Consider the following 18,030-nt stretch of genomic DNA (forward strand, 5'->3'; position numbering starts at 1 on the left):
CAACCCACATGAAGCTGAAGCTCACCCTCGCCGTGCCGAACCTCGGTCTTCACGACGTGACGCTCTCATGCGACGTGACCGCAACGGTCGGCGACGCGGCAAGAGCGCTCCTCAGAGCCGGTGTCTCCGGAGACGGACGACTCGCTCGCGCCGCGCAGACCCGTCGCATTCCGGTCACCCTGCGGGGCAGAGCCGGAGCATCCGAACCCGTGCTGCTCCTCGACCCGATGTCACCGCTCGGCGCCTCCGGGCTGCAATCGGGGTGGATCATCGAAGCCGTTCCCGAGTTCGGCAATCGCAGCGCCGAACGACGGCTCATCGACGTCGCCGCATACCTCGAAGTACTGACCGGCGTGCACGCCGGAGCGACCTACAGTTTGATCGCCGGCACGAACGCGGTGGGCCGCGACCCCAGCTCCCGCGTGCACCTCACTGACGCGAGCGTGTCGCGACGGCACGCCCAGGTCGAAATCGTCGCCGGCCGTACGACGAGCATCGTCGTGCACGATCTCGGGTCCGCCAACGGCGTGCTGCTTGGCGGACCCGAAGGAGAGGCGATCACGGAGTGCCGTGTCGATCGACCCCGCGAAATCGCCCTCGGAGACGTCACGGTGCGGATCACGCCGGGACCGCCCGTGCCCGACACCCCGGGCTTCTCGCACCGCGTCATGCACGTCCGCGCTCCGCGCGTGGCCCCGGTGTTTCCAGCATCGCAGCGCGAACTCCCCGCCCCGCCGCGCCCCGCGGAACGGAATCGAATCCCGATGCTCGCGATGCTGGCGCCGATGATGATGGGTGGCGCCATGTACCTCGTGACCCAATCACCCATGAGCCTCATGATGGTCGCGTTCTCCCCGCTCATGATGATCGGATCGTGGCTCGACACCCGCGCGGGAAGCAAACGCAAGCAGAAGCGCGATCTCGCGAGGTTCGTGGAATCACTCGCCCTCGATCGCGCTGAACTCACCGACCTGAGAACACGCGAAATCGAGGTTCGCGCCTCCGAGACCCCCACGCTCGCCGAGATCGCCGATGCGGTGCAGTACCGCTCGGGCCTGCTCTGGACGCGCAGACCGGAGCACCGATCCTTCCTCGAGGTTCGTTTCGGCGACGGTGAGCTTCCCAGTCGCACCGAGATCGCACTGCCCGCGCGAGGCGAGACCGACCTCGTGCAGTGGGAGGCGCTTCAGCGCGTCGAAGCGGAGTTCGCTCACGTCGCACCCGTCCCGCTGCTCGAGCGTTTCGAGCGGTGCGGGTCGATCGGCGTGGTGGGAGAACCGATCTGGGCGGAGGGCATCGCCCGGTCTCTCATCATGCAGCTCGCCGGCCTCCACTCTCCGTCCGAACTGGTGCTCGCCTGCTTCGCATCGGCGCATCACGCGGGCGAGTGGGAATGGTTGAAATGGCTTCCGCATATCGACACCGTCACCAGTCCGATCCTCTCCTGGCAGCTGGCCGATGATTCCGCCAGTTCGGCGCGACTCATCACTGCTCTCGAAGGGCTGCTCGAATCCAGGCGGCAGGCGACGAACCGCCGCCGAACCGTGCGGTCGCATCTCGAGGAAAAGACGCGCAACGATGAGGACTCCGGCGTTGCAGTCGGCGACCTTCCGGTAGTTCCAGCAGTGGTCGTGCTGGTGCTCGACGCCGGGCTCATCGATCCCTCCCGCATCATCGCACTCGCGGAAGACGGCCCTGATCACGGAATGCACCTCATCTGGGTGGCCCCCTCCACGGACCGACTCCCCGCAGCATGCCGCACCTTCGTCGAGCTCAGCACCGCCGAAGGCCGGGTCAGCTTCGTGCGAACGGGCACCTCGATCCAGCTCCAACTCCTTGCACCGATGGAATCGCTGCAGGCCCTCGAACTGGCGAGGCGCCTCGCTCCGGTAGAAGATGTGAGCGCACGTGCTCTGGATGAAAGCGACCTCCCGAAGACGGTGCAGCTGAGGGACTTGCACGGCACCGACCTGCTGGGCGGGGCAGAGCCAGTGGTGCGCGCATGGCACCAGTCCGGCAGCGTGTCCCGGTACTGGAAAACCGGGGACGAGCGCGAACCGATCTCCCTTGCTGCCGCGATCGGCCACAGCCCCGACGGCCCCGCCGTGATCGACCTGCGCACGCACGGGCCGCACGCGCTCGTCGGAGGAACCACCGGCGCCGGGAAATCGGAGTTCCTGCAAACGTGGATCATGAGCATGGCCGCCACGATCAGCCCGGATCGGCTCACGTTCCTTCTCGTCGATTACAAGGGCGGCGCCGCCTTCGCGGAATGCGTCGACCTTCCGCACACGGTCGGGCTCGTCACCGACCTCAGCCCGCACCTGGTGCGCAGAGCGCTCGCGTCGCTGAAGGCCGAACTGCGCTACCGAGAGGAACTGCTCGCCGCGCATGGCGCCAAGGATCTGATCACCATGGAGCGACGTTCGGATCCTGCGGCACCGCCAGTGCTCGTCATCGTGATCGACGAGTTCGCCGCGCTCGCCGCAGACGTTCCCGAATTCGTGGACGGCGTCATCGACGTGGCCCAGCGCGGCCGTTCGCTCGGGCTGCACCTCGTCATGGCGACGCAGCGGCCCGCGGGGGTCATCACCGACAATCTGCGCGCCAATACGAATCTGCGCATCGCGCTGCGCATGGCAGACGAATCGGACAGTACCGACGTGCTCGGCGTCTCCGATGCGGCCTTCTTCGACGCCGAAACTCCCGGCCGCGGCGCATTCAAGGTCGGCCCAGGGCGTATCGCCGACTTCCAGACGGGATACCTCGGAGGACGAGCCGCACACAGCGCCCCGGGATCCCGTGTCGAGCTTCGATCACTGGGCTTCACGGAGGGGGAGCCGTGGAACATCCCACCGGAACCCCAGCTCGTACCGCGCCGTCGCGCGAAGCCTCCGCGGGATATCGAACAGCTCCGCGACGGCATCGTGGCGGCGGCGGTGAAGACCGGGGTCGCCGCGCCGCGCCGCCCGTGGCTCGACGCGCTTCCCGTGTCACTCGGGCTCGAGTCGCTCCGGCAGCAGGCGGTCGAACTCCTCGGTGATATCGATGATGCTCCAGTGATCGGCCTGCGCGATGAACCGGCATCGCAGGCTCAGCGCCCCGTCGTGATCGACCTCGAAGAGACGGGAAACGTCGCCTTCATCGGCGCAAGCGGCACCGGAAAGTCGACTGCCCTGATGACGCTCGCCGCCTCGCTCAGCTCGAGCGCGGGCAGGTACCCTGTGCAGCTTTACGCAATCGACGCCGCCGGGGGAGCCCTCGACGCGCTCGACGCGCTGCCGACCGTCGGTGCGGTGGCGCCCCTGACGGATTCGGAGCTCACCTCACGCGTGCTGCGCCATCTACTCGGTCTCATCGGCGAGCGCGGCTCCCGGTACGCATCCGCGCGGGCCGGTGGGCTGCGGGCGTTCCGACGCACCGCCGATCATGGGAGCGAGCCTCGCGTCGTGCTCCTGCTCGATGGTTTCGCGGCGTTCCGGCAGGCCACCGAGGCCCTCGGAGGAACCGCTTCCCCGATGCAGATGCTGGGCGAGATCATGTCGGCGGGGCGCTCGGTCGGGGTGCATGTCGTACTGACCAGCGACCGGCCGGGCGCCATCCCGGCTGCGATGTCGTCTGCCGTGCAGCAGCAGTTCGTATTCCGCCTCACGGGCACGCACGACTACAGCCAACTCGGGGTGAGTGCAGATGCGCTTGAGGACGCCCCTGCGGGCCGTGCGCTGATGGGTCGTGCCGACGATGAGATCCACATCGCACGGGTGGGCGACGGAGACGGTCTGAGCGCCCAGGTGCACGGACTCGAACGGCTCGGGAAGGAGCTCCGCGACGGCGGCGTGCCCGAGGCGCCGCGGATCCGCAACGCGCCGACGCACATCGCTCTCTCGGCGCTCAGCGAGGATGCCGGTGGGCGACCGGTGTACGGCATCAACACCGATGATTTCGCACCGATCGGAATGCCTGCCACCGGGCTCGGCGTCATCGCAGGGCCTCCGGGCTCAGGCCTTTCGACGGCGGCTCGCGTCTGCGTGCAGGCGCTCCGGCGGTGGGCCGGTGCTCGGGGGGAGGCTCTCGAACGGGTGCTGCTGACCTTCGCTTCAGACGGACTCAGAATACGGGGGAACTGGGAGCAGATCGGGTCCGGTGAAGAGGAGGTGAAGGATCGAGCGCGAGCGCTGACGGTCGCACTCGGAGGAAGACCGGCGGCTCGTAGAGCCGCAGCGGGAGGAATCGGTGCCGGGATCATCGGCGGCACCCTCGGCGATGGGTCGGCCGGTCGGCCCGATCCTGCATTCGAGGAACCCGTGCCGGTCTTCCCGCCGCCGGGAAAGCGCGGAATCATCGTGATCGAACGGCCGGCCGATGCGGAAGGCACCGAAGCGCTCCCCGAACTCATCGCGCTCGCGAAGGCCGCCCGGCGCTCGGACGTGCTCGTGCTGTTCGAGTTCGAGCAGAGCAGCGGGAGTGCGATTTGGGATCTGTTCAGCGCACTCAAGCAGCCGAACTGGGGGCTCGCGCTCCAGCCGGACGGTTCCGAGGGTCAGTCGCCGTTTCGGGAGTCCTTGGGTCGGGTCAAGCGTGCGGACTTTCCTATCGGCCGAGGGCTGGCGATCGAATCGGGGCGCGTGCAACCGGTGCACGTCGCGTTACCGGATGACTGACGTGCGGCACGCCACCCGAAACGAGGTGAGGCACGTGGGGTATCCTGAGTGGTCCGCCTGCGCGCGGACCATATTTGAATAGACATCTCAATACCACAGGAGGCCACTCGTGAAGATCGAACTCGTCACGCTGCGTCAGATCGAGCGTGAGAAGGAAATCCCCTTCGACGAACTGATCGAGATCATCGAGCAAGCGATTCAGTCGGCATACCTGCGCCATGCGGAGAACCAGAAGCTCCCCGTTCCCCGCGAGAGCGATGTGCGCGTGACCCTCGACCGGAAGAGCGGCGAGATCTCCGTGCTCATCCCCGAACTCGACGACGAGGGCCAGGTCATCGGCGAGTCGTACGTGACCACCGATGAATTCGGCCGAGTCGCCTCGAGCGCCGCCAAGCAGGTCATCAATCAGCGTCTGCGCGACCTCACCGACGACGCAGTGCTCGGCACCTTCAAAGACAAGGAGGGCCAGATCGTCTCCGGCGTCGTGCAGCAGGGGCCGAACCCTCGCATGGTGCACATCGACCTGGGCGAACTCGAGGCGATCCTCCCTCCAGAGGAGCAGATCCCCGGTGAGAGCTACGCGCACGGCACCCGTCTGCGCGTGTACGTCACCAGCGTGTCGAAGGGCACGAAGGGGCCGCAGGTCATCGTCTCCCGCACCCACCCCGGACTCGTGCGCAAGCTCTTCGAACGGGAAGTACCGGAGCTCGCCGAGGGGCTCGTCGAGATCGTGTCGCTGGCCCGCGAAGCCGGTCACCGCACCAAGGTGGCAGTCCGCGCGAAGCAGGCAGGAATCAACGCCAAGGGCACGTGCATCGGCGAACTCGGCAGCCGCGTGCGCGCCGTGATGAGCGAGCTCGGAGAAGAGAAGATCGACATCGTCGACTACTCGCCCGCGCTGCCGGCATTCGTCGCCAACGCGCTGTCGCCGGCGAAGGTGACCGACGTGTTCATGTTGAACGAATCGCTGAAGCAGGTGCGTGCGCTCGTTCCCGATTTCCAGCTCTCGCTCGCGATCGGCAAGGAAGGTCAGAACGCCCGCCTCGCCGCGAAGCTGACGGGCGCGAAGATCGACATCCAGCCGGATTCCATCATGAACGACTGACGCACGCGATTGATCGTGAGCGTCTGAGGCTCCCAGATGCGGCTTCGCCTGAGAGCGGCGCCGCATCTGGGAGAGCAGAAAGTAGGAAGCTGGTAAGATGGTTCCGGTTCGGACCTGTGTCGCGTGTCGCAAACGCGCCCCGCGCACAGAGATGCTGCGGGTGGTGGTGCGCGAAGGTCGACTTCTGGTTGACGATCGCGCGGTGCTTCCGGGGCGAGGAGCGTGGGTGCATCCCGTGTTCCAGTGTCTGGATCGTGCGGTGACGCGAGGAATCCTCCTCCGTGCACTGCGAGTGTCGGGGAAACCCGACGTAAGTCCCTTAGAGAACAGGCTGAAAACACTCATGGACAACTAATGAGCGGCTCACAATGAAGCCCGTCGGCTAATTAATGGTTCTCGCCTGTCTGGCGTGAACCCAGACAGGAGAAAAGTGGCAAACCCACGCGTACACGAGATCGCTGCGGAGATCGGTGTCGATAGCAAGGTCGTTCTGGCCAAGCTCAAAGATATGGGCGAGTTCGTCAAGGCGTCCTCGTCAAGCATTGCGCCCCCGGTGGCGCGCAAGGTCAAGGCTGCCCTCGAGGCAGACGGTGTGACCAAGGCCCAGGGTGACGGCGATGCGGCTGCGAAGCCCGCCGCCAAGAAGGCTGCCGGCGCCCCGAAGCCGGGCCCGAAGCCCGCCCCGAAGCCGGAGCCCGAGGCTCCTGCCCCGGCCGAGGCCGCCCCGGCGCAGCCGGCGGCAGAACCCGCATCCCCGGCTGCAGAAGCGCTGGCCGAGATGAAGCCGGGCGGGCAGAAGCCCGGTGCGGCGAAGTCCGCTGACGGAAAGCCGGGTGCGGCAAAGCCCGCCTCCGGGTCGAAGCCGGGTGGCCCCAAGCCGGGTGGCCCGCGTCCGGGCAACAACCCGTTCGCGTCCAGCCAGGGCATGGGCATCCCCCGTCCCCCGCGCCCGGGCAACAACCCGTTCGCCCCGAATCAGGGCATGGGTCGTCCCGGTGCCGGCGGTGCCGGGCGCCCGAACCCCGGAAACATTCCGCGCCCCGCTCCGCGCCCTCAGGGCGGCGGCGCAGGCGGCCCCGGCGGTCGTGCAGGCGGCCCCGGTCGTCCCGGCGGCGGTCGTCCCGGTGGCGGCGGTGGCGGTTTCAACCGTCCTGGCGGCGGCGGTGGCGCTCCCGGTGCAGGTGGCTTCGGCGCGCCGCGCCCGGCAGGCGGCTTCGCCGGCCGTGGCCGCGGCGGCCGCGGTGCAGGCACCGCTGGTGCGTTCGGCCGTGGCGGCTCCAAGAGCAAGGCGCGCAAGTCGAAGCGGGCGAAGCGGCAAGAGTTCGAGATGCGGGAGGCCCCGTCGCTCGGCGGTGTCAGCGTTCCCCGCGGTAACGGCAACACGCCGGTTCGTCTGCGTCGCGGTGCATCGCTCTCCGACTTCGCGGACAAGATCGACACGAATGCCTCGAACCTCATCACCGTCCTCTTCCACCTGGGAGAGATGGCAACGGCGACGGAGTCGCTCGATGAGGCCACGTTCCAGATCCTCGGTGACGAACTGGGGTACAAGATCCAGATCGTCTCTCCCGAGGACGAGGATCGCGAACTCCTCGAAGGGTTCGACATCGACATCGATGCCGAGCTCGAAGAAGAGGGTGACGACGTGCTGCAGGCTCGTCCGCCGGTCGTCACCGTCATGGGTCACGTCGATCACGGTAAGACCCGCCTGCTCGATGCGATCCGCAAGGCAGACGTCGGTGGCGGCGAGGCCGGTGGCATCACGCAGCACATCGGTGCGTACCAGGTGCACACCGAGCACGATGGCATCGAGCGCGCGCTGACCTTCATCGATACTCCGGGCCACGAGGCGTTCACCGCCATGCGTGCCCGTGGTGCGCAGGTCACCGACATCGCGATCCTCGTGGTCGCAGCTGACGACGGCATCATGCCGCAGACGATCGAGGCGTTGAACCACGCGCAGTCGGCGAACGTGCCGATCGTGGTCGCGGTCAACAAGATCGACAAGGAAGGCGCGAACCCGGAGAAGGTGCGTCAGCAGCTCACCGAGTTCGGTCTGCTCTCCGAGGAGTGGGGCGGCGACGTCATGTTCGTCGACGTGTCGGCGAAGAACAACGTCGGCATCAACGACCTGCTCGATGCGGTACTGCTCACGGCTGACGCAGGTCTGGACCTGCGTGCGAACCCGAACAAGGACGCACGCGGTGTCGCGATCGAGGCGAAGCTCGACAAGGGCCGCGGATCCGTCGCGACCGTGCTCATCCAGTCGGGTACGCTGCGCGTCGGTGACGCGATCGTCGCGGGTACGGCCTACGGCCGTGTTCGTGCGATGAGCGATGAGAACGGCGATCCCGTGCTCGAAGCCGTTCCCTCGCGTCCGGTGCAGGTGCAGGGTCTCTCGAGCGTTCCGCGCGCGGGTGACAACTTCATCGTCACCTCCGAGGATCGCACCGCCCGTCAGATCGCCGAGAAGCGCGAGGCTGCAGAGCGCAACGCGATGCTCGCCAAGGCACGCAAGCGCATCAGCCTCGAAGAGTTCACGAAGGCGCTCGAGGATGGCAAGGTCGAGTCGCTCAACCTCATCATCAAGGGTGACGTGTCGGGTGCCGTCGAGGCGCTCGAGGAATCGCTCATGAAGATCGAGGTGGACGATTCGGTCCAGCTCCGCATCCTGCACCGCGGTGTCGGTGCGATCACCGAGTCGGACGTGGATCTCGCCACGATCGACAACGCGATCGTCATCGGCTTCAACGTGCGCCCCGATGTCAAGGCTCGCGAGCGCGCAGCGCGCGAGGGCATCGACATCCGGTTCTACAACGTCATCTACAACGCGCTCGATGACATCGAGAACTCGCTCACGGGCATGCTCAAGCCGGAGTACGAAGAGGTCCGTTCGGGTGTCGCCGAGATCCGCGAGGTGTTCCGCTCCTCGAAGGTCGGCAACATCGCCGGTGTCATCGTGCGCAGTGGCACCATCACGCGCAACGCGAAGGCTCGTGTCATCCGCGAGGGCGTCGTCATCGCCGATGGCCTGGCCATCGAGTCGCTGCGTCGTTTCAAGGATGACGTCACCGAGGTGAAGACGGACTACGAGGCCGGTATCGGTCTCGGCAAGTTCAACGACATCCAGATCGGTGACGAGATCGAGACGACCGAGATGGTGGAGAAGCCGCGCGGCTAACACGCGGTGCTCGCCTGACAGGGGCGGGGAGGATCAGCTTCGGTTGATCCGCCCCGCCCCTGTTGCGTGCGCAGAACATGTTCTCGGCCCATGGGAGGAGGCCCAGGCCGTCATGCTCCTCCTGGGGGCGGGGCGTCGCCGTGCAGGAGATCCGCGCTCGTGCGGGCCGGTTGCTGCGATCGGGCCCGGGGGAGCGCGGATCCCCTGCTCGAGCGATGAGCTACTGCTCGAGCGCGGCTATCCTGCTGAAGCGCGGATCTCCTGCGTGAGCCCGAGTACGGGGCCGCGCGTCAGCGAGCAGGTACGACGAAGGCCCGCGCCGCCGAAGCGGGCGCGGGCCTTCGAGACGGCCGCGAGCAGTTACACGCGGTCGAAGCGCCGACCCAGCGGGCTGGGCGGCAAGACCATGAAGACGAGCACGACCAGGCCGCCGACGTAGGGGATGAAGCTCAAGAAGTAGAACGGGCCGGCGAAGTTCGCATCGTGGAAGCGGCGCCAGCTGATGGCGATGCTCGGCACGAGCAGAGCGAGCCCGATCACGATGAGGAGCCCGAGGCCGACGAAGAGGAGCGTGAGCCCCAGGCCTGCCGCTGGCGCGACGGCGGCCGAACCGTATCCGTCGCCGAAGCCGTCGTCGTACGTGGAGGAATTGTCGCTCGCGACCGCGAGCATCACGACGCCGATGATGTAGAGCGCCAGCGGAATGAGCGTGACCAGGAAGCTGAACAGTGCGACCCACCAGTACTCGCTCCGGGATGCGCGCCCGCTGAAGCCGGCGTAATTCTTGAGGAAGCGGCGGATCGCCTGGCCGAAGGTCGCTCCGTAGAGCGGGCGACTGAGATCTTCAGGGTCGGTCGCGCCGTTGAACGGCTCGCCCGGGCCCGGGACGCCCGTCATGCCGGCTGCGTAGGCCGGAGCCGAGGCGTAGTGCGGCTGGGGCTGATTGGGGTACAGGGAGGCTGCGGGAGGGGCGTAGGGCGCCTGCGGCTGTTCGGGCTGCTGCGGGGCCTGGTACTGAGGAGCCTCGTACTGCGGCTGCTCTGGCTGCTGCGGGGCCTGGTACCGCGGTGCTCCGTACTGCGGCTGCTCTGGCTGCTCCGGGGCCTGGTACTGCGGAGGCGCGGTGTTCGGGGGTGTCGGCTGGTCGTCGGTCGGCGCGGAGCCCGGCACGGACTTGCCCGTATCGTGGCTCTCGGGCTGTTCCGGGTTCTCGGGGGTGGGCGGGTACGTCATGAAGACGCCTCCTCAACTGTTCGTCGCGTACGTCTGACTGCATCCATCGTAGGGGCATGCGTACGCATCGTCTGAGAGAAATCCGGCGGTAGTCTGGGTGCATGAGCAATCCACGGGCGGGAAAAGTCGCCGAGCGCATCCAGCAGATCATCGCACGGCGCCTCGAGAAGGGGCTCCGTGATCCGCGCCTCGGCTTCGTGACGATCACCGATGTGCGTGTCACTGGCGATCTGCAGCAGGCGAGCGTGTTCTACACGGTGTACGGCGACGAGCAGGAGCAGGTGGACACGGCGGCCGCGTTGAAGGCGGCGACGGGAATGCTGCGCACCGAGGTCGGCAAGCAGCTCGGCACGCGGTTGACCCCGGTGCTCGAGTTCATTCACGACGAACTCCCCGAAAGCGCCCAGCATCTCAACGAGCTGCTCGCGGAGGCCAAGCGGCGAGACGATGAAGCCGCGGCGCTCGCAGCTCAGGCGCAGTACGCGGGTGAAGAGGACCCGTATGTGAAGCCGCGCGAGGACGACGACCGCTAGGGGCACTCCCTAGGGCAGGCGCGCCTTCCCGTCGAGCTCGATGACGAGGCCGTCGGCGAGGAGCGAGTCGTACGCGCGACGCGGTTGCTCCGGATCGCGGACGCCTCCCTCGGCTGCCGCGTCGAGCGCGGTCTCGCGGTCGACGGACGTGCTCGAGCGACGCAGCAGCGCCATGATCCGGCCCCGCACCTGGCGGTCGCTTCCGTCGAACTTCGCCTGCCTCGGTCGTTTCTCAGGTGCGTTGTCGGGGTAGCCGGCGCCTCGCCACTCGCACCATGCGGCCACGGGGCACTCGCCGCATCGAGGAGCCCGAGCGGTGCACACCGTTGCGCCGAGCTCCATCGCTGCCGCGTTGAACACGGCGGCCGACTCGCGAGATTCGGGCAGGAGCGCTTCCATATCGGTGAGGTCGCCCCGTGCAGGCATGCCGGCGGCTGCGCGGCCGTGCACGAGCCGCGCGATCACGCGCCTGGTATTGGTATCGACGACCGGGTGGCGTTCACCGTACGCGAAGGCGGCGACCGCGCGCGCGGTGTACGGGCCGATGCCGGTGAGCGCCAGCAGGTCGTCGACGTTCGACGGCACCGCATCGCTGTGCTGCTCGCTGATCTCGACGGCGGCACGATGCAGCCAGAGCGCGCGCCTGGGGTACCCCAGGCGATCCCACGCCCGTACCGCTTCGCCCGGCTCGTCGGCGGCGAGCGCAGAGGGTGTCGGCCAGCGTTCGATCCAGGCGACCCAGCGGGGGAGCACGCGCTCCACCTGGGTCTGCTGCAGCATGAACTCGGAGACGAGGATCGCCCAGGGCGTCACGTCGGCGCCCCGCCAGGGCAGGTCTCGCGCTGCGCGTGCGAACCAGGCGCTCAGCGCCGCCGCGATCTCGGAGGCGACGTCTTCGGTCGGCTTCATCGGCTCCAGTGTAGGCCGCCTCTCGGATGCGGGGCGGCGGGAGGGCGCTGCCGCCGCCGGTAGGCTGAACGGGTGACGAACGACCCAGCCATTCTGCCCGCGCAGGGCGCCATTCTGCTCGTGGACAAGGCGGAGGGCTGGACGAGCCATGACGTCGTCGCGAAGTCTCGGCGTGCGCTCGGCACACGCAAGGTGGGGCACGCCGGCACCCTCGACCCCATGGCGACGGGCCTCCTCGTGCTGGGTGCGGGGCCGTCGACGCGCTTGCTGACGCATCTCGTCGGGCTCGACAAGACCTACCTCACGACGATTCGACTCGGGTACGCGACTGTGACCGATGATCGCGAGGGCGAGCGGATCAGCACCGCGGATGCGGGAGCCATGGGCGAGGTGACGCCCGAGCGCATCAGCGCCGCGGCGGCGGAGCTGACGGGGGACATCCTGCAGGCGCCGAGTGCAGTGAGCGCCATCAAGGTGAACGGGCAGCGCGCCTATGATCGGGTGCGCGCCGGCGAGGCGGTCGAATTGCAGCAGCGACCGGTCACCGTGCACACCTTCGAACTGGGAGAAGCTCGTCACGGGGTCGACGACACCGGGGCGCCTGTCATCGACATCGACGCGACGGTACGGTGCTCGACCGGCACCTACATCCGAGCCCTCGCGAGGGATCTCGGAAAGGCACTCGGGGTCGGCGGTCATCTGACGATGCTGCGTCGCACGCGCGTCGGCCCGTTCGATGTCGCGGACGCTGTCGGAACGGAGGCGCTCGCGCAGGGCGGCGCACTGGCGCTCCTCGCTCCGACGTCGGTGGCCACGTCGCTGTTCCCGCGCCTGGATCTCGGTGCAGAGCAGACGATCGACCTCGGCAACGGCAAGAAACTCGAGGTGGATCCCGCCGTCGTCCCCGACGCCTCCATCGCGGCGGCCGTGGGGCCCGGGGAGCGTCTCGTGGGTCTGGTGCAGGTGAAGCGCGGTCGAGTGCGCGCCGTCACGAACTTCCCGGTGGAGACGGGAGGCGCTCCATGATCGCCTGGTACGGCGTCGCGGTCATCGTCGTCGCTCTCGCCGCCGCGGTGCTCTGCCTGGTGGAGGCGCTGCGCCGACGCGCGCCGAACGATTTCACGATGGGCGCCACGCTCCTCGTCGCTCTGGCGTTGATCGCGCAGGTCGTCGTGGCGATCGCGGCACCGGCCGCCGGCAACGCGCCCGCGGGGGATCCACTCGAGTTCTGGATGTATCTCATCGTCGCGCTGATGCTTCCGCTGGGGGCAGGATTCTGGGCCTTGGTCGACCGCACGCGCTGGGCGAACCTGGTGCTCGCCGTCGTGCATCTCTCGGTCGGCGTGATGACGTACCGGATGCTGGTGATCTGGGGCTGACCTCGGATGGCGGTTTCGCGTACAGTTGCGACTCGCTGGCGTGTCCTCCACCCTCAATGCGTGATTGAGGGTTTAGAATCCTCAGCTTGACTTGAGGGAATCACAACGGTGTAATTATGTGAGCGCGGTTGCGAGCACGAGCCGCTGAAGTCGAGGAAGGGACGGGATGTTGAGCGACACTTCGCACACGCCGGTACCCGGCAACTGGTTCGTGGACCCGGTCTTCCTCGGTACTCCCGGGATCCGGCGCGATGACGAAGAGGCACTGTCCTGGCAGACGGACGCCTTGTGCGCGCAGACCGATCCCGAGGCGTTCTTCCCCGAGAAAGGCGGATCGACGCGCGAAGCGAAGCGAATCTGCGAGGGCTGCGAAGTCCGGTCGGAGTGCCTCGAGTACGCGCTCGAGAACGACGAGCGCTTCGGCATCTGGGGCGGTCTCTCGGAGCGCGAGCGCCGCAAGCTCCGCCGAGAAGCGATCTGATCAGCGCCCGGCATGGCTCCGGGGCGCGCACATGATCCGCGCCTAGACTTGCCGAGTGATGCGCACCCGAGTAACCGCCATCCTGGTCGCCCAGCGGGGCGGCGATTGGCTCGACCAGACGATAGCCGGCATCGCCGGGCAAACGCTCGCGCCCGCGAACATCATCGCGGTCAACAACGGCGGCTCTGACGACGTTCGAGAGCAATTGCTTGCGAGCGGCGCGGACCGCGTGGTCGGCCTCCCGTCGCGGCTGCCGTTCGGCGAGGCGGTCGCGCGCGCCGTGGAAGCAATGGCTCCGGCCTCCGATGAGGGCAATGCCGGCGTACGAGCGGACGCCCCCCTCACCCGGCAGGGGGAGGGGCAGCCGAAACTGCTGCCGGGGACGGCTCCGGATGAGTGGATCTGGCTGCTCAGCGAGGATTCGTGCCCCGAACCTGCAGCGCTCGAGCGGATCGTCAGCAGCGTGCAGCGCTCGCCATCGGTGGTCGTCGCCGGGCCGAAGCTGGTCGACTGGGATCATCCCGACCGCATCATCGAACTCGGCCAGAGTCTCACTCGATACGGCTCGCGGTGGACCCTCCGCCGCCAGGAGCTCGACCAGCAGCAGTACGACCACATGCAAGACGTGCTCGGCGTCGGACCCGTCGGCATGCTCGTGCGCCGCGACGTCTGGGACGAGCTCGGCGGCTTCGACCCCGCCCTTCCCGTGTACGACGACGGCCTGGATTTCTGCGTGCGCGCCCGCCTCGCCGGTCATCGCGTCGAGGTGGCCCCCGCGTCGCGCGTACGATTCGCCCAGAGCGGTGTGGCAGGCCCGCGCATCGATCGCAGGCGCTCCGTGCTCCGTCACGCGCACCGCCAGGCGCGCACCGCGCATCTGCACCGCCGGATCGCCTACGCCTCGCCCGTCGTCGCGTTTCTCACCTGGTTGTGCCTGCCGGTATACGCGCTGCTGCGGGTGCTGTGGGCGTTGATCCGCGAGCAGCCAGGGTACATGGTCGGCGAGTTCGTGGCGGCCTTCGCCGTCTTCTTCCGACCGCACGCGATCCTCGCCTCCCGTCGCCGCATCGCAGCGCACTCGTCGGCAGGCTGGTCGGCCGTGCGGCAGCTGCGCATCGACCCGAAGAGCGTGCGCACCGCGCGCATGATCGACCGTGAAGCGATCCTTGCGTCCTCCGGGCGGCAGCGACGCGAGATGCACTTCATCTCGATGGGCGGACTCGCAGTCCTCTCCGCGGCGGCGGTCGCCGCCGTCGTGCTGATGTGGTGGGCGTTCCCGCAGACGAGCCTCTTCGGGGGCGGTCTCGCTCCGCTGAGCCCGCTCGACCAGCTCTGGGCGAATACGCGCCCGATCGATGGGATTCCAGCCGATCCGTTCACCTGGGTGCTCGCGCTGATCGGGACGCTGACGTTCTGGAACCCGTCGCACGCGGTCGTGCTGCTGATGATCGTCTCGATCCCGCTCACAGCGCTCGGCGCTTGGATCTGGGCGGCTCAGCTCACCGAGTCGAAAGCGGGGCGAGCCCTCCTGAGTCTCGGGTTCGCGCTGAGCCCCGTGCTCCTGGGATCCATCGAAGCCGGCCGGCTGCAGACCCTCGTCCTCGCCGTCGTGCTCCCGTGGCTGCTGCTCGCGGCGTCCCGCTGCCGGGAGTCGTGGAGCTGGGCCGGAACGGCGTCACTGCTCGCCGCAGCCGCGCTGGCCTCCGCGCCGATCCTCATTCCCGCAGCGGTGATCATGCTGATTCTGGGGCTGTTCACAACCCTGCGCGGCGTCGCCCGCGTGCTGACGACCGCTCTCGTGCCGGCCATCCTCTTCGCGCCGAAGTTCTTCGCGAGCATCGTCTCGGGGCGCCCCCTCGACGTGCTCCTCGATCCGGGCATCAACTCTCCCTTCCAGCCGGGCACGACCTGGCATCTGCTGATCGGCTACCCCGAGTTCGGGCTCGAGGGCTGGGCCGGCATTCTCGACGGCATCGGCCTCGGCGGGCCTCCGGCCACGCTGCTCATCGGAGTACTGATGCTCCCGCTCGCGCTGCTCGCCCTGCTGGGCCTGTTCACCGGGCGCGTCGCCGTGACGCTGCTGCACTCGGCGCTCGGCGCGCTCGGGCTCGCGACGGCCGTCGCGGCAGGGCAGCTGCAGCTCACCGCGGCAGGAGGCTCGAGCATCGCTGTCTGGACGGGCTCCGGGCTCGCGCTGTACTGGATCGCGCTCCTCGGACTCGCAGCGGTCGGCGCGGCCGCACTGCGGCGCGGCGCGACTCCGGTCGTCGCCGTCGCTCTCGCCGCTGCGATCATCGCGGTGCTCCCGGTCTCAGCGCAGCTCGTGCTGAATCGTGTGCCCTTCGCTCCGGCGAGCTCCCAGATGCCGGCGCTGGTGCAGGCCGCGGGGGAGACGGACCCCGGAGTGCGCACCCTCGTGATCACCGCGGAGGGCGATCATGCCGTCCGCGCCGAGCTCGTGACGGGGAGCGGCCTGCGTCTCGACGAGATCCGCACCGCGCTGACCACGCCGGAGGAGCGGGAAGCCGACCGCCAGGTCGCCGAACTCGTCGCAGGTCTCGCGAGCGTCGGCGGGCGCGACGTGACCGAAGCGCTGCAATCAGCGGGTGTCGGCTTCGTGCTGCTGCCCGTCGGCGGAGACGACGCGGAGCGCTCGGAGCTGCAGCGGGTGTTCGATCAGCATCAGGCGCTCGCGAACGCCGGACTCACCGATCAAGGACTGCTCTGGCGCGTTCAGCAGGCGCCGGGCCAGGATGCCGAAGTCGGCGACTCCGCAACTCGATTGGGAGGCACCTCGCTGAGCGGCACGACCGTCTGGGCGGTGCAGCTCGCGGTGCTGTTCGGCGTGATCCTGCTCGCGCTTCCCACCGCCGAAGTGACCTGGCGGCCCGAGAAGCGCAGGCGCCCATCGCGCCGGAAGAACCGCGCCACTCGTGCACGTTCGACCGCGGCGACCGAGGCGACCGCGCCCGCCGCGCCGGCCGACTCGCGGGCTGACACGGCCGACGCGCAGACGGACCCTGCGGAGCCCACAGCGGAGCCGGCAGCGGAGCCCACAGCGGAGCCGGCAGTGGACCGGACCGCTGATGCGCCCGGCGAGCGGACGACCGACGAGACGAACGGAGACGGACGATGACCGATCGTTCACGGCTACTGCGCGGCGGCGCCCGGGCAGTCACCGGTCTGCTGGTGACGGCGGCGGCCGTCGGCGGCGTCGTGCTCATGGGCAATGTTCCGCTGCCGGCGGTGGTGCACGAACCGCTCGCGCTCACGGTCGATACGACGCAGGACACGGCGCGCACGCTTGCGTGTGCCGGGTCCTTCTCCGAACTCGGCGCCGACCCTGGGCGGCCGGGAGTCGCGATCCCCGTCGGCGAAGCCACGACCGCGGTATCCGGAGAAGCATCGGGCACTGCGACGCTCGCGCGCGGTGAGGGAACGGGCCTTCCGAGTGTCGTCTTCGCGCCGATGTCGCAGCCGCTCGCCGCGGCGCAGTTCCAGGCGATCGACACCGAGAACCTGCGGGGCGCAGCGGCGAGCAGCTGCGCGGAACCGAGCAATGAGCAGTGGATCATGGGCGGCGCTTCGTCGCTCGGCTTCTCGACGACGCTGAGTCTCGGGAACCCGGGCACGGTGCCGGCGACGGTTTCGATCGCCGTGTACGACGAGAACGGCGCAGTCGACTCGGTGCAGACGGCCGGAGTGATCGTCGCTCCAGGCACCCAGCACACGGTGTCGCTCAACGGGTACGCGCCCGATCGCGAGCGGCTCGCCGTGCGCGTCGTGAGCACGGGAGCTCCGGTCACCGCGCACGTCGGGGTGGCGCAGAGCTCGGGCATCACCCCGTTCGGCGTCTCCGGGGCGACACCGCAGGTCGAACCGTCCACTTCGCTCGTCATCCCGGCGATCGAGAATGCGGACGGAGACGACCGCGGCCCGAACGATTCGGGTGAGGGGGACGCGTTCCCGTTCATCGTCCGCGCGCTCGCCCCGGGGGAGCTCGCTGGCACCGCATCAGTGCGCGTGCTCGACAAGAATGGGAAGAGCACTGAGGTCGGCGAGATCGAACTGGCGCCGAACGCGGTCGGAGAGCTGAGTGTCCGAACGCTGCCGGACGGTGCGAACGCGCTCGTCATCGACGCCGACGTTCCCATCATCGCGGGCGCTGCCGGTTCAGCCGACGATGCTGACACCCGGGAGCACGACTTCGAGTGGTTCGCTCCGGCTCCCGTCATCGCCGCCGACGCCGAGGTCGCCGCGCCCGTCGTGGCCGGTGGGCGTCTGGTCGTCGTGAATCCGGCGGACACTGAAGCAGAGATCACCATCGCGCGCGCGGATGGCAAGGGCAAGGACACGACCGAGACCGTCCGGCCGGGCGCAGCGGTCGTGCTGGATGCTCCGGCGAACGCCATCCTCACGAGTTCGGCACCCGTCCATGCAGGCGTGCGGTACGTGTCCGATTCCGCGATCGCCGGGTACCCGATCCTCGCACCCGATCCGCGGGACGGCACGCTGACGGTCTACCCGCGCTAGCCGACGTAGACTGAG

General features: G+C 68.5%; 12 protein-coding genes. 10 read left to right on the forward strand and 2 right to left on the reverse strand.

Translation table 11 applies throughout. The features are described 5' to 3' along the window. Positions 1–8: 8 nt before the first annotated feature. From WFH23_RS00365 to infB, 4 genes are all read left to right on the forward strand, one after another. On the forward strand, positions 9–4,661 hold the full coding sequence (locus WFH23_RS00365; protein ID WP_336661235.1) for an FtsK/SpoIIIE domain-containing protein: 4,653 nt from the start codon (positions 9–11) through the stop codon (positions 4,659–4,661). Between the two features lie 109 nt (positions 4,662–4,770). Next, the gene (nusA, locus tag WFH23_RS00370) at positions 4,771–5,766 is read left to right on the forward strand and encodes a transcription termination factor NusA (protein ID WP_090146748.1); all 996 of its coding nucleotides are present in this window, start codon (positions 4,771–4,773) and stop codon (positions 5,764–5,766) included. 97 nt (positions 5,767–5,863) lie between these two features. Then, positions 5,864–6,121 (forward strand): YlxR family protein, encoded by a 258-nt coding sequence (locus WFH23_RS00375; protein ID WP_090146750.1) that lies wholly within the window; start codon positions 5,864–5,866, stop codon positions 6,119–6,121. A gap of 75 nt (positions 6,122–6,196) precedes the next feature. Next, the gene (gene infB / locus WFH23_RS00380) at positions 6,197–8,947 is read left to right on the forward strand and encodes a translation initiation factor IF-2 (protein ID WP_090146751.1); all 2,751 of its coding nucleotides are present in this window, start codon (positions 6,197–6,199) and stop codon (positions 8,945–8,947) included. Between the two features lie 360 nt (positions 8,948–9,307). Here infB and WFH23_RS00385 read toward each other — a convergent pair whose 3' ends face one another. Beyond that, a complete protein-coding gene (locus tag WFH23_RS00385; RefSeq protein ID WP_336661237.1) occupies positions 9,308–10,180 on the reverse strand; it encodes a DUF805 domain-containing protein in 873 nt (290 codons plus the stop codon). Positions 10,181–10,281: 101 nt separating this feature from the next. Between WFH23_RS00385 and rbfA the strand changes: the two genes are divergently transcribed. Then, entirely contained in the window at positions 10,282–10,713 is a 432-nt protein-coding gene (rbfA, locus tag WFH23_RS00390; protein WP_200330041.1) for a 30S ribosome-binding factor RbfA, read from the forward strand. Positions 10,714–10,722: 9 nt separating this feature from the next. Here the strand turns inward: rbfA and WFH23_RS00395 are convergent, their stop codons facing one another. Further along, the gene (locus WFH23_RS00395; protein ID WP_336661238.1) at positions 10,723–11,622 is read right to left on the reverse strand and encodes an A/G-specific adenine glycosylase; all 900 of its coding nucleotides are present in this window, start codon (positions 11,620–11,622) and stop codon (positions 10,723–10,725) included. Positions 11,623–11,694: 72 nt separating this feature from the next. Between WFH23_RS00395 and truB the strand changes: the two genes are divergently transcribed. The 5 genes from truB to WFH23_RS00420 all read left to right on the forward strand — a co-directional run bounded on the left by truB (position 11,695) and on the right by WFH23_RS00420 (position 18,015). After that, positions 11,695–12,648, forward strand: coding sequence for a tRNA pseudouridine(55) synthase TruB (truB, locus tag WFH23_RS00400; protein ID WP_336661239.1), 954 nt, complete (start codon positions 11,695–11,697; stop codon positions 12,646–12,648). Beyond that, complete coding sequence (locus WFH23_RS00405) at positions 12,645–13,001, forward strand: hypothetical protein (protein ID WP_090146761.1); 357 nt, start codon at positions 12,645–12,647, stop codon at positions 12,999–13,001. Before truB ends, WFH23_RS00405 begins: the two co-directional genes overlap by 4 nt. A 166-nt stretch (positions 13,002–13,167) precedes the next feature. Continuing rightward, positions 13,168–13,482: a WhiB family transcriptional regulator gene (locus WFH23_RS00410; protein WP_090146764.1), complete on the forward strand. Its 315-nt coding sequence runs from the start codon at positions 13,168–13,170 to the stop codon at positions 13,480–13,482. 58 nt (positions 13,483–13,540) lie between these two features. Continuing rightward, positions 13,541–16,618, forward strand: coding sequence for a glycosyltransferase (locus WFH23_RS00415; protein ID WP_336661240.1), 3,078 nt, complete (start codon positions 13,541–13,543; stop codon positions 16,616–16,618). Further along, a complete protein-coding gene (locus tag WFH23_RS00420; RefSeq protein WP_336661241.1) occupies positions 16,615–18,015 on the forward strand; it encodes a DUF5719 family protein in 1,401 nt (466 codons plus the stop codon). The genes WFH23_RS00415 and WFH23_RS00420 overlap by 4 nt, the downstream gene beginning before the upstream one ends. Positions 18,016–18,030: the final 15 nt, after the last annotated feature.

It is taken from the genome of Leucobacter sp. USHLN154 (genome assembly GCF_037145595.1).
Lineage (GTDB): Bacteria > Actinomycetota > Actinomycetes > Actinomycetales > Microbacteriaceae > Leucobacter > Leucobacter alluvii.

What these genes read in the sequence shown, in the direction of transcription:
- WFH23_RS00365 (WP_336661235.1), top strand. Translation starts at nt 9, where the DNA reads ATGAAGCTGAAGCTCACCCTCGCCGTGCCGAACCTCGGTCTTCACGAC.
- WFH23_RS00375 (WP_090146750.1), top strand. Translation starts at nt 5,864, where the DNA reads ATGGTTCCGGTTCGGACCTGTGTCGCGTGTCGCAAACGCGCCCCGCGC.
- WFH23_RS00385 (WP_336661237.1), bottom strand. Translation starts at nt 10,180, where the DNA reads ATGACGTACCCGCCCACCCCCGAGAACCCGGAACAGCCCGAGAGCCAC.
- rbfA (WP_200330041.1), top strand. Translation starts at nt 10,282, where the DNA reads ATGAGCAATCCACGGGCGGGAAAAGTCGCCGAGCGCATCCAGCAGATC.
- WFH23_RS00395 (WP_336661238.1), bottom strand. Translation starts at nt 11,622, where the DNA reads ATGAAGCCGACCGAAGACGTCGCCTCCGAGATCGCGGCGGCGCTGAGC.
- WFH23_RS00405 (WP_090146761.1), top strand. Translation starts at nt 12,645, where the DNA reads ATGATCGCCTGGTACGGCGTCGCGGTCATCGTCGTCGCTCTCGCCGCC.
- WFH23_RS00410 (WP_090146764.1), top strand. Translation starts at nt 13,168, where the DNA reads ATGTTGAGCGACACTTCGCACACGCCGGTACCCGGCAACTGGTTCGTG.
- WFH23_RS00415 (WP_336661240.1), top strand. Translation starts at nt 13,541, where the DNA reads ATGCGCACCCGAGTAACCGCCATCCTGGTCGCCCAGCGGGGCGGCGAT.
- WFH23_RS00420 (WP_336661241.1), top strand. Translation starts at nt 16,615, where the DNA reads ATGACCGATCGTTCACGGCTACTGCGCGGCGGCGCCCGGGCAGTCACC.